This is a genomic window from Alloactinosynnema sp. L-07, from assembly GCF_900070365.1.
Classification (GTDB): domain Bacteria; phylum Actinomycetota; class Actinomycetes; order Mycobacteriales; family Pseudonocardiaceae; genus Actinokineospora.
In genome coordinates, this window is record NZ_LN850107.1 from 3,325,768 (window position 1) to 3,338,206 (window position 12,439).

At 71.2% G+C, this 12,439-nt stretch carries 13 protein-coding genes; 12 read left to right on the plus strand and 1 reads right to left on the minus strand.

Features of this window, described 5'->3' with window-relative positions; genetic code table 11:
- The first annotated feature begins 12 nt into the window (after nt 1–12).
- Genes BN1701_RS14695 through BN1701_RS14750 form a run of 12 tightly spaced genes read left to right on the plus strand, consistent with a single transcriptional unit; the run spans nt 13 to nt 10,686 of the window.
- Nucleotides 13–1,506: an AMP-binding protein gene (locus BN1701_RS14695; RefSeq protein WP_197672093.1), complete on the plus strand. Its 1,494-nt coding sequence runs from the start codon at nt 13–15 to the stop codon at nt 1,504–1,506.
- Nucleotides 1,503–1,766, plus strand: a complete 264-nt coding sequence (locus BN1701_RS14700; RefSeq protein ID WP_054049251.1) for a phosphopantetheine-binding protein — start codon at nt 1,503–1,505, stop codon at nt 1,764–1,766. Before BN1701_RS14695 ends, BN1701_RS14700 begins: the two co-directional genes overlap by 4 nt.
- Nucleotides 1,763–2,779: an anthranilate phosphoribosyltransferase gene (locus BN1701_RS14705; RefSeq protein ID WP_067520723.1), complete on the plus strand. Its 1,017-nt coding sequence runs from the start codon at nt 1,763–1,765 to the stop codon at nt 2,777–2,779. Before BN1701_RS14700 ends, BN1701_RS14705 begins: the two co-directional genes overlap by 4 nt.
- Nucleotides 2,772–3,596 carry a tryptophan synthase subunit alpha gene (gene trpA / locus BN1701_RS14710; protein ID WP_054049253.1) on the plus strand — a complete coding sequence of 275 codons (825 nt, stop codon included), beginning with the start codon at nt 2,772–2,774 and terminating at the stop codon, nt 3,594–3,596. Before BN1701_RS14705 ends, trpA begins: the two co-directional genes overlap by 8 nt.
- On the plus strand, nt 3,593–3,967 hold the full coding sequence (locus tag BN1701_RS14715; protein WP_054049255.1) for an ectoine synthase: 375 nt from the start codon (nt 3,593–3,595) through the stop codon (nt 3,965–3,967). Before trpA ends, BN1701_RS14715 begins: the two co-directional genes overlap by 4 nt.
- 14 nt (nt 3,968–3,981) lie before the next feature.
- Complete coding sequence (locus BN1701_RS14720) at nt 3,982–5,127, plus strand: acyl-CoA dehydrogenase family protein (RefSeq protein ID WP_054049257.1); 1,146 nt, start codon at nt 3,982–3,984, stop codon at nt 5,125–5,127.
- On the plus strand, nt 5,124–5,792 hold the full coding sequence (locus tag BN1701_RS14725) for a transglutaminase family protein (protein ID WP_054049259.1): 669 nt from the start codon (nt 5,124–5,126) through the stop codon (nt 5,790–5,792). Before BN1701_RS14720 ends, BN1701_RS14725 begins: the two co-directional genes overlap by 4 nt.
- A 19-nt stretch (nt 5,793–5,811) precedes the next feature.
- Nucleotides 5,812–7,176, plus strand: a complete 1,365-nt coding sequence (locus BN1701_RS14730; RefSeq protein ID WP_054055865.1) for a TrpB-like pyridoxal phosphate-dependent enzyme — start codon at nt 5,812–5,814, stop codon at nt 7,174–7,176.
- Nucleotides 7,177–7,194: 18 nt separating this feature from the next.
- Complete coding sequence (locus tag BN1701_RS14735) at nt 7,195–7,935, plus strand: hypothetical protein (RefSeq protein ID WP_067520726.1); 741 nt, start codon at nt 7,195–7,197, stop codon at nt 7,933–7,935.
- Nucleotides 7,932–8,627: an indole-3-glycerol-phosphate synthase gene (locus tag BN1701_RS14740; protein WP_054049261.1), complete on the plus strand. Its 696-nt coding sequence runs from the start codon at nt 7,932–7,934 to the stop codon at nt 8,625–8,627. The genes BN1701_RS14735 and BN1701_RS14740 overlap by 4 nt, the downstream gene beginning before the upstream one ends.
- A complete protein-coding gene (locus BN1701_RS14745; RefSeq protein ID WP_054049264.1) occupies nt 8,627–10,114 on the plus strand; it encodes a UbiD family decarboxylase in 1,488 nt (495 codons plus the stop codon). The genes BN1701_RS14740 and BN1701_RS14745 overlap by 1 nt, the downstream gene beginning before the upstream one ends.
- Nucleotides 10,111–10,686 carry a UbiX family flavin prenyltransferase gene (locus tag BN1701_RS14750; RefSeq protein WP_054049266.1) on the plus strand — a complete coding sequence of 192 codons (576 nt, stop codon included), beginning with the start codon at nt 10,111–10,113 and terminating at the stop codon, nt 10,684–10,686. The genes BN1701_RS14745 and BN1701_RS14750 overlap by 4 nt, the downstream gene beginning before the upstream one ends.
- A 216-nt stretch (nt 10,687–10,902) precedes the next feature.
- Here the strand turns inward: BN1701_RS14750 and BN1701_RS14755 are convergent, their stop codons facing one another.
- Complete coding sequence (locus BN1701_RS14755; protein ID WP_054049268.1) at nt 10,903–12,336, minus strand: MFS transporter; 1,434 nt, start codon at nt 12,334–12,336, stop codon at nt 10,903–10,905.
- Nucleotides 12,337–12,439: the final 103 nt, after the last annotated feature.

Genomic DNA, 12,439 nt, shown 5'->3' on the forward strand with positions numbered 1-12,439 from the left:
AGGGGATGGACGTTGGGACCAATTGCCGGGAAATCCGGGAACCTCGCTGAACATTTCGTCCACCAGGCCGACCGCGCACCCCAGGCGGTGGCCCTGATCTGGGCCGATCAGGAGATCACCTACGGCGAACTGCACGCGCTGGCCCGCGGTGCCCAGCGGGAGGTGGACCGGCTCGACCTTCCCGCGGACAGGCCGGTTGGCCTTGTGCTGGACAAGAATCCGCGCGCCATCGCGCTGATCCTGGCCCTGCTTGGCGCGGGCCGGGCGTTCCTGCTGCCCTCGGCCACACTCCCCCACGCGACCCTCGCCGCCCTGTTCACCGCCGCCGACTGCGCGGCCGTCCTGTCCACCAGACCTGACCAGGCGGCCGGTCTCATCGACCACGTCATCGCCGTCGAGCAGGCCACGGGCGAACTGCGCACCGTGGCGACCCCCGACTCGGTCGGCTTCATGCTCACCACGTCCGGCTCGACCGGGGTGCCGAAGATCGTCCCGCTGACCGGCGGCGCGGTGGCCGCGTTCGCCGACTGGGCGGCGGCCGCGTTCCACATCGCCCCCGGCCGCACGGTGCTCAACTACGCGCCGCTCAACTTCGACCTCTGCCTGCTCGACATCTGGACCACGCTCGGCGCGGGCGGCCGGGTCGTGCTGGTCGACCCGGCGAAAGCCACGCTGGCCCCGTACCTGGCCGACCTGCTCACCGCCCACCAGGTCGACGTGGTGCAGGCCGTCCCGATGCTCTACCAGCTCCTCGCCGAGCACGGCGGCTCCTACCGAGCCGACCAGGTGATCTTCACCGGGGACGCGCTCCCCGTGCGCTGCCTGCCGCCGCTGCGCGCGCGGTTCCCCGCCGCGCGCCTCTACAACCTCTACGGCTGCACGGAAACCAACGACAGCTTCCTGCACGAGGTCGTCGACGACACCGCGTCGACCATCCCGATCGGCAAGCCCATCGACGGGGTGCGCACGGTGATCATCGACGCCGACGGCGCGGCGGTGACCGGGGCGGGGACCGGCGAGCTGTATGTCAGCACACCGTTCGCCAGCCCCGGGTATCTCGACCCCGACCAGGCTCGGCTCGCGTTCGGACCGCACCCGACCGGCGCCGACGACCGCCGGTACTTCCGCTCCGGCGACATCGTCGAGCGGCACACCGACGGCACGCTGACCCTGGCAGGCCGCAAGGACTTCCACGTCAAGGTGCGCGGCGTGCAGGTCAACACCCAGCAGGTCGAGCGGGCGCTGCTGGCCCATCCGGGAGTCGCCGAGGCCGTCGTGCTCGCCGGGGGCGACCCGCTCGGCGGAACGGTGCTGCACGCGGTGGTCCGACGCCGTTCGCCGGACGGCCCGCACAGCCTCGCCGTCCGCCGGCACTGCGCGCGCCTGCTGCCCAAGGCCGCCGTGCCAGGTGTGATCCACCTGGTCGACCAGCCGCTTCCCGCCACCTCGACCGGAAAACCCGACCGAACGCGCATCAAGCGCACCTATCTGGAGGCCCGATCATGAGTGACACACAGGTGATCAAGCGGTTCGTGCTCGCCGAGTTCCTGCCGGACGTGCCGGAGAGCGAACTGGCCGACGACCTCGACCTGATCGAGAACGGCGTGATCGACAGCCTCGGCCTGCTCAAGCTGCTCGCCTGGCTGGAGGACCGCTTCGCCCTGCCCGTCGACGACATCGAACTCGACCCGGACAGCCTGCGCAGTGTCACCGCGATCGGCGAGTTCGTCGCCAAGGCGCGGACGGCTCCCGCGAGCACCCGGTGACCGCGCTGCTCACCAGGCTGGTCGCCAGGGACGGCCCCATCGACCGCGCCGACTGGCACGGGTTCTTCGACCGGCTGGCCGATGGCGACCTGCGCCGCGGCGAGGGCGCCGCCCTGCTCGCGTCGCTGTCCACCGCGATGCCCGACGACGACACGCTCCACGCGCTGTTCGACAGCCTCGACGAGCGGCGCGGCGACCCCGGTGTGGCTTTCCCGGACGCGGTGAACATCGTCGGGACCGGCGGCGGGCCGCGCACCTTCAACGTCTCCACGGCCGCGGCCGTCGTCGCCGCGGCGATCGGCGTGCGGGTGATCAAGACCGGGTCGCGCGCCTACACCAGCAAGTACGGCTCGTTCGACCTGCTCGAAGCCCTCGGCGTCGGGCTGACCGAGGACTTCGCGGACACCGCCGAGCGCCTCGACCGGCTGGGGGTGGCGTTCGCCGGCCAGTTCGTCTACCCGGCCGAGATCGCCCGGCTGGCGAGCCAGATCGTCCCGCTCGACCTGCGCACGGTGGGCACGTTCGTCAACCGGGTCGGCCCGTTCCTGGCCGCGATGCCGGTCGGCGCCCAGCTCACCGGGTTCTCCGACGAGCGGATGCTGCCCGCGCTGCGGCTGCTCGCCCGCCGCGACCCGAACAAGCGGGTGTGGTTGTGCGGCAACGACTTCGGCGCCGACGAGCTGATCAGCTGCACCGACAACGTCGTGCATCCCGATGACGGCGAGACATTCACCCTGGCCGCGGGGTCGCCCGCGCCCAGCGAGGGCACGATCGAGGACCTGCGGCCGTGGCCGAACCCGGTCGAGCAGTTCCACGCCGTGCTGGCCGGGACCGGGCCCGCGACCGCCGTGCACACCGTGTGCCTCAACGCCGCCGCGCTTGGCGTGCTGGGCGGCCGGTTCACCGACTGGGCCGACGCGTTCGCCGCGGCCCGCGACGCCGTGCGCGGCGGCGCGGCGACCGACCTGCTGGCGCGGGTGCGCTCGACCGATCCGGCGGCCGTCCATGCCTGAGAACGCCTTCTTCGCCGACCGGCGGCCGGGTGAGATCGGCCTCGCCCTGTTCCTCAACGCGGGCGATCCCCCGCTGTCCGTGCTGCCCGACCTGCTGCGCGCGCTCGACGAGTCCGAAGTGGACTGCGTGGAGCTGGCGGTGCCGTTCCCGGACTCGATCACCGACGGGCCGGTGATCCGCCGCTCGGCCGACCGGGCCCTGGCCGACGGGACCGACCTCGCCGAGGTGCTCAAGTGCCTGGACACGGTGCGCGGCGAACTCCGGCACACCAAGATCGCGCTGCTCGCCGACTGGAGTCACACGGTCCGCCCCCTAGGGCTCGCGGAGTTCGTCGCCACGGCCGCCGACGCCGCGGTCGACGGCCTGCTGGTGCATGGGCTCCCGCCCCGCGTGCGGTGGGCCTACCGCGAGGCGGCGGCCGCGGCCGGGATGCCGATCGTGGCCACCTGCTATCCGAAGTCGGCGCAGGCCGTGCTCGCCGAGTCGGCGGCCACCGCGTCGGCCTACCTGTACCTGGTCGCCCACTACGGGCGCACCGGCTCCGCGCCGCCGGACGGGTTCGCCCAACTCGGCGCGGTGATCGACGACCTGCGGACCCGCACGAGCGCGCCCATCGCGGTCGGCTTCGGCGTGCGGGGACCCAGCGAGGTCGCCGCCCTCGCCCGCGCGGGAGCCGACGCCGCGGTGGTCGGCAGCGCGGCCGTCGCCGTCGTCGAGCGTGCGGCCGAGGACCGCCGCGACGTCGTCGCCGACCTCGCCGAGTTCGTCGCCATGCTCAAGTCCATCAACCCGACAACCCCAAGGAGTGCGAAGTGATCGTCCGCAAACTGTCCGAAGTGGCCACTGTCGAATGGGGCAACGGCCTGAGCCGCCGGTTCCTGCTGGAATCCGACGGGATGGGCTACACCGTCACCGACACGGTCGTCCGCGCGGGCACCAAGTCCCGGCTGGAGTACCGCCGCCACCTGGAGGCCTGCTATTGCATCGAGGGCGCGGGCGAGGTCGTCGACGCCGACGGCAACTCCCACCCCATAGAGCCGGGCACGTTATACGCCCTCGACCAACACGACGCCCACTTCCTCGTCGCCGCGCCGGACTCGGACTTGCGCCTGGTGTGCGTGTTCAGCCCGGCGCTCAAGGGCGACGAGATCCACCGGCTCGACTCGGCAGAGTTCTCCCACTACTGAGCGGGCTGACCAACGTGATCGAGTGGACTCAGGAGCAGCGGGACCTGCGGGCCGGGATCGACCAGTGGTGCGCGGGGCTGTCCGCCGACCACGTCGAACTCGACGCGGCGGCGGAGTTCCCCTGGCACAAGTGGAAAATGGTCCAGGAGAGCGGTATCGCGGGCCTGCCGTTCGACGAGGAGTACGACGGCCTCGGCCGTGACCTGCTGACCACGCTCTACGTCCTGGAAGGGCTGGGCCGCGGCTGCCGCGACAGCGGGCTGAGCTTCTCGCTGTCGACCCACATGGTCAGCGTCGGCGTCCCGCTGCAGCGGTTCGGCGCCGCTGCGCTCAAACGCGCTCACCTGCCGAGAATCGTCTCCGGCGACGCCATCGGCGCGCACGCGATCACCGAGCCGGACGGCGGGTCCGACGCACTGCGGATGCGGACGAAGGCCACCAGGGACGGCGCGGACTTCGTGCTCGACGGGAGCAAGACCTTCGTGAGCAACGGTCCGGTCGCGGGCCTGTTCATGATCTACGCCCGCACCCATCCCAAGGGCGGACCCCTTGGCATCACGGCGTTCCTGGTCGAGCGGGACACGCCGGGGCTGCACGTGGGCAACTCCATCGCCAAGATGGGTCTGCGCACTTCGCCGCTGTGTGAGGTGTTCCTCGACGGGTGCCGGGTCCCGGCGGCCAACGTGGTCGGCAAGGTGGGAACCGGCTTCCTGGTGCTGGACTACGTGATGAAGTGGGAGATCCTCTGCTCCTTCGCCATCACCCTCGGCGAGATGCGCCACCGGCTCGACCAGTGCGTCGACTACGCGCGCGAGCGGGTCCAGTTCGGTCAGCCCATCGGCTCCTACCAGGCGATCTCCCACAAGATCGCCGACATGAAGGTCGGCGTGGAGACCACCGCGAAGTGGATCTACGACACCGCTGCCAAGTTCGCGGCGGGCGAGAGCATCACCACGGACCTGGCCATCACCAAACTGGTCGCCAGCGAGCACAACCTGGCCTCCGCGCTCGCGGCGGTGCAGATCCACGGCGGCAACGGCTACATGGCCGAGTACGGCGTCGAGAAGGACCTGCGCAACGCGGTGGCGGGGACGATCTACTCGGGCACCTCGGAGATCCAGCGCAACCGCGTCGCGGCGATGCTGGGGGTGACCAAGTGATCGCGGAACTGGCGGCCACCGAGTTCCTCGACCACGAGTCCGACGAGGTGCGGGCCCTGGTCGACAAGGTGTCCGATCCGTCGATGTCGACCGTCGCGCGGGCGGTCGCGCTCTACTACGCCGTCCGCGACCGGGTGCGCTACGAGGTCTACGGCGCCGACCTGTCCAGGACCGGGCTGCGCGCGAGCGCGGTGCTGCGCACGGGATCGGGCATGTGCCTGCACAAGTCGGTGGTGTACGCGGCGGCGCTGCGCGCGGTCGGTGTGCCGAGCAGGCTGCTGCTCACCGACGTGCGCAACCACCTTGCCTCCGACCGACTCCGCGAGCTCGTCGGCGGCGACATGTTCACCTATCACTGCCTTGTCTCGCTGAATCTGGACGGCCGCTGGCTCAAGGCGACCCCGGTGTTCAACAAGACGCTCTGTCGGCTCTACCGCATGGCGCCGCTGGAGTTCGACGGCACCGCGGACAGCGTCTACCACCCGTTCGACACCCAGGGCCGACAGCACATGGAGTTCGTCCGCGTCCACGGCGAGTTCGCTGACCTGCCCTACGAAAGCGTCATCGCCGGTCTGCGCGCCGCGCACCCGAAGCTGTTCGACGAGCCGGACCGGTTCACCGCCGGGTCGCTCGTCGCGGACACCTACTCGGCCACCACCCACTGACCCACGATTGGGGAACACCGTGTACGAACAGATCAAGTACCAGCTCGGCGAGGACCAGATCCCGCGCACCTGGTACAACATCGCCGCCGACCTGCCCGGCCTGGAACCGCTGCTGCACCCGGGAACCGGCGCGCCGATCACCGTCGAGGACCTGCTGCCGATCATGCCGGAGGCGCTGGCGGTCCAGGAGCTGTCGCGGGAGCGGGAGATCGAGATCCCGGAGCCGGTCCGCCAGATCTACGGCCAGTACCGCCCGGCCCCGCTGTTCCGGGCCCGCAGGCTGGAGCGCGCGCTGGGCACCCCGGCGCGGATCTACTACAAGTACGAGGGTGTCAGCCCGGCGGGCAGCCACAAGCCGAACACGGCTATCGCGCAGGCGTATTACAACAAGGAAGCCGGGATCACCAGGCTGGCCACCGAGACCGGCGCGGGCCAGTGGGGCTCGTCGCTGGCGCTGGCGGGCGCGCTGTTCGACATCGAAGTCCAGGTGTTCATGGTCAAGGTGAGCTACGGCCAGAAGCCGTACCGGCGGCTGCTGATGGAGACCTACGGCGCGCGCTGCACGCCCAGTCCCAGCCAGGAGACCGAGGTCGGCCGCAACATCCTCGCCGCCGACCCCGACTGCCCCGGCAGCCTCGGCATCGCCACCTCCGAGGCGCTGGAACTCGTGGTCAACGACCCGACGACCAACTACGCGGGCGGCAGCGTGCTCAACCACGTGCTGCTCCACCAGAGCGTGATCGGCCAGGAGGCGATCGCCCAGTTCGCGCTCGCCGAGGACTACCCGGACATCGTGATCGGCTGCACCGGCGGCGGCAGCAACTTCGGCGGCCTGGCCTTCCCGTTCCTCGGCGAGAAGCTGCGCGGCGGCCGGGACGTGCGGGTCATCGCCGCCGAGCCCGCCGCCTGCCCCACGATCACCCAGGGCAAGCTGGCCTACGACTTCGGCGACACCGCCGGGCTCACCCCGCTGCTGAAGATGCACACCCTCGGCCACGGCTTCATCCCGCCGCCGGTGCACGCGGGCGGGCTGCGCTACCACGGCATGTCGCCGCTGGTCAGCGCCGTCGTCGACCGCGGCCTGGTCGAGGCGCGGGCCGAGGCGCAGACGCGCTGCTTCGAGGCGGGCCTGACCTTCGCCCGGTCCGAGGGCATCGTGCCCGCGCCGGAGTCGACCCACGCCATCTCGGTGGCCATCAGCGAGGCGATGCGCTGCCGCGACGAGGGCAAGGCCGAGACGATCGTGTTCGGCCTGTCCGGGCACGGGCATTTCGACCTCGGCTCCTACGGGGCGTACCTCGCGGGCGAGCTGCGCGACGAGGACTACGACCCGGCGATGGCCGACAAGGCCCTCGCCGAGCTGCCGACCGTCCCCGATGCCTGACCGAACGGCGGGTCTCCGGTGCTGGTGAAGATCTGCGGCGCCGCCGGCGTCGCCGACATCGAGGTGCTCGCCGCGGCGGGCGTCGACTTCATCGGCCTGTGGCACGGGGTGCGCGGCGGCCACGCCGAGCTGAGCGCGGACGCGCTCGGCTCGCTGGCCGCCGCGGCCACCCTCGCCGGACCGGCGCCCGTGCTGGTCACCCTGGACTCCGGGGTGGCCGCGGTGCGGGCGGCGGTCGAGCGGTCCGGGGTGGGCTGGGTGCAGCTGCACGGGTACCAGCCGCCCGCGATGGTGCGGGCCATGGCCGCCGAGGTCGACGTGATCAAGGTGCTGCACGTGCGCGGCGGCGAGTGCGTCGAGCGCGGACTGATCCGGGCCTACGAACGGGCGGGCGTGCGGATGTTCCTGGTCGACACCCTCGCCGCGGACGGGCGGATCGGCAGCACCGCGGTGCGGGTCGACCCGTCCGCCGTCGCCGAGGTCCTGGCGGCCACCACGGTGCCGGTCATGCTCGCGGGCGGGCTCACCGCCGACAACGCCGACCAGTTCCGGTCGCTGCTGACCCATCCGCGGCTGGCCGGGATCGACGTGGACACCGGGGCCCGCGACGACACGGGCCGGATCGACCCGGCCAAGGTGGCCGCGATCAAGCGCGGCTGGACAGCTCAGGAGTTTTCAAAGATCGGGTCGAACCCAAGCGTTGATCGGAACACGCGCTCTGGCGACGCCGAGGTTGTCACGGATGAGGAGGTGCCATGACCCGGTTCACCGAGGCGCTGGCGGCGGGCAGTCCGCCGGTGATCGCCGAGATCAAGCCCCGCACCGCCGACGGGGAGGACCTCCTGCGCGGCCGCACCCCCACCGCGATCGCCGCGGCCTACGCCGACGCGGGCGCGGCCTGCCTGTCGGTGGTGACCGGCCGCTGGTTCGGCGGCACCGTCGACCTGCTGCGCGAGGTCACCGCCGCGAGCCCGCTTCCGGTGCTGCAGAAGGATTTCATCACCCGAGACGCCCACATCGAGACCGCGGCGGACTGCGGGGCCGCCGCGGTCCTGCTGACGGTGAAGCTGCTGACGGCCACCTCGATGCGACGGCTGGTGGACGCGGCCATCGGGCACGGGATCACGCCGTTCGTGGAGGTGACAGACGAGGCCGAGATCGCCATCGTGCCCCGAGCCGCCGAGTGCGTGATCGCGGTGAACAACAAGGACATCAGCACCCGCGAACGCACCCCCGCCGACCTCCGCCGCGGCGCGGACCTACTGGCGACGGTCCAGGCGACCGGGACGCCGTACCCGGTCAGCGCCAGCGGGATCGAGCACCCCGCACAGGCGGCCTCGCTGCTCGCGGCGGGCTACCGGGGCCTGCTGGTCGGCACCGGCCTGCTGCGCGCGACCGACCCAGCCGAGTGGTTCGGCACCCTCGCCACGCATCTGAACGAGGCCGGGTAATGACCGACATCCTCCGTGAGCCAGGCCAGAAGACCGACCCGCGCCCCCTCGACCAACCCATCCCCGGCGTCGCGGTGCCTGCGGCGGATTCGGCGCGAACGGACGCCGCGCCGTCCCCGCGCAACACCGTGGATCCGGTGCGACTGGGCGCCGCGCTGTCGCTGCGCGATGCGGTGGATCCGGTGGCGATGGATGTCGTGTTGCCCGCCGACGAGATCGCGCGGCACTTCGCCGAGCACTTCGCCGGGATTCCGGCCACGCCGCTCACCAGGGACGAACCGGCGGTGACCTATCAGGTTCCCGGCTCGGCCATGCCGGTGCTGCTGGGCGCGTACGGCGCGGAGCGGCGGGTGCGCGACTGGTTGCCCGGTCTTCCCGACCGCACCGACCGCGCCGCCGCACACCGACTCGCCGCGGCGGCTATCGCGCCGGTGACCGTCGCCGATCCGGTGTGCGCGCAGGTCGTTTCCATGCCGGGCGACCTCACCGCGCTTCCCGCTCTCACCGCCACGCCGCGCGACGCGGGGCCCTACTTGACGACGGGCATCGTGATGGCGGGGGATGTCGCGATGTCGGTGCACCGGATGCTCGTGCTCGACGCCACCCGGTTGGCGATCTGGATGGTTCCCGGGCGCGCGCTGCGGCGGCTGCACGAGTCCACTGGCAGGCTGGCCGTGTCGGTGAACATCGGCGCCCCGCCCGCCGCGATGGTCGCCTCGGCTCTCGGCACGGCGTTCCTGCCCGCCGGGGTCGACAAGCTCTCGATGGCCGGTGCGCTCGCGGGCGCGCCGGCGCGGATCGCCACTGGCGTCAGTCAGGCCGTTCCCGTGCTGGCCGACTCGGAGATCGTGATCGAGGGATACCTGGACGACACCGTCGCCGACGAGACCCTCGACGGACCGCCCGGCGTGTCCTTGCCCGAGTTCCTCGGCTACGACGGTGAAGCGCGGACCGGCCTTCCGGTCATCACCGTGACCGCCGTGACCACCCGACGGGACCCCCTCTTCCACGCGGTGATCGGCCCCGGCCGGGAGCAGTCGGTGATCCTCGGCCTGGCGGGGGCGGTGTCGGTCGCGCTGTCAGACACCGGGCCGCACGGTCACCTCCTGCACGACCTGCACTTCAGCGCGGCGGGCGGCGGCATGCTGCTGCTGGTCGCCGCGGTGCGCAAGACCAGCGCCGACGACGATGGCGCGCTGGCCGACCTCGCCGAGCGGATCCTCCGGCAGCACTTCTTCGTCAAGCTGGTCGTGTTCACCGACCCCGACGTCGACATCCGCGCCCCCGAGGACGTGCTCTGGGCGATGACCACCCGGACCAATCTCGGCACCGACACCGGGACCATCTCCGGGTTCGGCCCACTGCCAGTGGACCCTTCACACAGCGCGACGTGGAGGGAAGGCAGGTCCGACCGCTCGTTTGTCGACGCGACCACACCATTCTCGTTGCGGCACAACGTCTTCCGCAGCTTCGGCGGGCAACCATGAGGCTGGTCGTGGGGATCACCGGGGCGACCGGCGCGGTCATCGGCGTGCGCATCCTCACCGCGCTGCGCGACCTCGGCGTCGAGACCCACCTGGTGCTGAGCCGGTGGGGCCGGGCGACCCTGGAGATGGAGACCGACCTGACCGCCGCCGATGTGCAGGCGCTGGCCGACCACAGCCACGGCCCGGGCGACCACTCCGCCCCGATCGCCAGCGGGTCGTTCCGCACCGACGGGATGATCATCGCCCCGTGCAGCATGAAGACACTCGCGGCGATCCGCACCGGCTACGGCGAGGGCCTCATCCCCCGCGCCGCCGATGTCACCCTCAAGGAGCGCAGGCGGTTGGTGCTCGTGCCCCGCGAGCTGCCGCTGTCGGAGATCCACCTGGAGAACATGCTCGCGCTGACCCGGATGGGCGCGGTGATGGCCGCGCCCATGCCCGCCTTCTACAACCGCCCGCAGACCATCGACGACCTAGTCACCCACATCTGCGCACGCGTGCTAGACCAGTTCGACTTGGACCTCCCCAACGCGACCCGCTGGACCGGCCCACCGCGCCGCGCGCACGCCTGACAAACGCACACACCTGCCACACGCGCACGCCAGCCCGAACGGCCTGTTCGGGTGGTTTGCCTTGATTTGGGGTGAATGGGCCTAAACTCGCGGTGCGGGTGAGGTTCCTTGAGCTCGCCTTTTGACCCGCACAGGCCCATTCGAGGGGCCCCAAATCAAGGCAAACCACCCGAACAGGCACCCACAACGCCACCTCGCGAGACCGACGGCGCCAGGTCACCTCACCGCCGCCGGTTCGGACTTGGGGCTAGCGGTGCGAGCGGCCATGGTCAAAGCGATCCCGACGACGAGAACGCCGATCGGCACCAGATAAGCGAACCGCACCGCGTCGGTCAGTACCTGCGGCGGCAAGTCCGACAGATCCCGGCCCGCCGAAGCGACCTTGGCCTGAAGCAGCGCCCCGACAACAGCTGAGCCGATCGCGCTGCCGGTCAACCTGCTCAGACTCAGCAACCCTGACGCCGCGCCGGAGTATTCCGGTTCGATGTCGCGCATAGCGATCGCCCCACCAGGGGAGAAGATCACCCCCATGCCGATGCCGAGCACGATGAGCGCGGGCAGCAGCGCCGACCAGGTGGTGTCCGTCCGCGTCGCCAGCGCCAGCATCCCGACGCCAGCCGCGGCCAGCACCAGGCCGCCGACCAGCACCCACTTGCCGCCGAAGCGGTCGGTCAGCCGCCCGGAGATCGGCGAGAAGAAGATCGAGACGAACGGCGCCGCGGCCACCGCCAGACCCGAGGCCAGCGCGCTCATGCCCGCGCCGCTCTGCAGGTGCAGGAACACCAGCAGGAAGACGCAGCCGATCCCACAGGCGATCGTCGCCGTGACCGCCGACATCAGCACGAAGTTGCGGTCACGCACCACGGCGAAGGGCAGCAGCGGGTCACGGTGCTGCCGTCCACGCTCGACCACGACGAAACCCACCAGCGCGGCCAGTCCCGCCACCAGCAGCATCGGCGCGGTGACCGGTCCCCACACGCGACCCCAGTGGTGCGGCTCGCCTTCGAGTAGCGCATAGGTGATCAGGAACAGACCGGCGGTGACCAGGCCGATGCCGACCAGGTCCAGCTTGCGGGTGGCCGATGCCTTGACATCCGGCACCACCAGCAGTGCCAGCACGAACCCGGCCACCCCGATGGGCACGTTGACGAAGAACACCCACCGCCAGTCGAACACCGACACCAGCAGTCCACCGACGGTCGGCGCCGCCGCGACCGAGACCCCCGCGAACGACCCCCACACGCCGATCGCCGCGCCCCGCCGGTCAGCGGGGAAGATCTTGGTGATGATCGACAGCGTCTGCGGCGACATCAGCGCGCCCCCGACCGCCTGTGCCACCCGCGCCGCGATGAGCTGGCCAGGACTCATCGCCAGTCCACACAGGACAGATGCGGCGGTGAAAACGCCCAGCCCGATCAGGTACATGCGCTTCGGCGAGAACAAGTCGCCGAACCGGGCACCGACCATGGTCAGCGCGGTGAGCACCAGGATGTAGACGTTGACCACCCAGAGCAGCTGTTCGAGGGTGGCGCCGAGGTCGTCCCCGATCGCCGGGAGGGCGACGTTGACCACGGTGGAGTTGAGCAGGCCGAGGGACTGTCCGACACAGAGCGCGAACAGCACGGTCCAGGGATTGCGGGTCGTCGTCATCGCCGTCCTCCATCAGCGGCCACGCCGAGCAAGCGCCATGACGCCTCGCCCGACCCCGGCCTGCGGTCACAGATCCTCATCGCCGTCCTCCATCAGCCGCCAT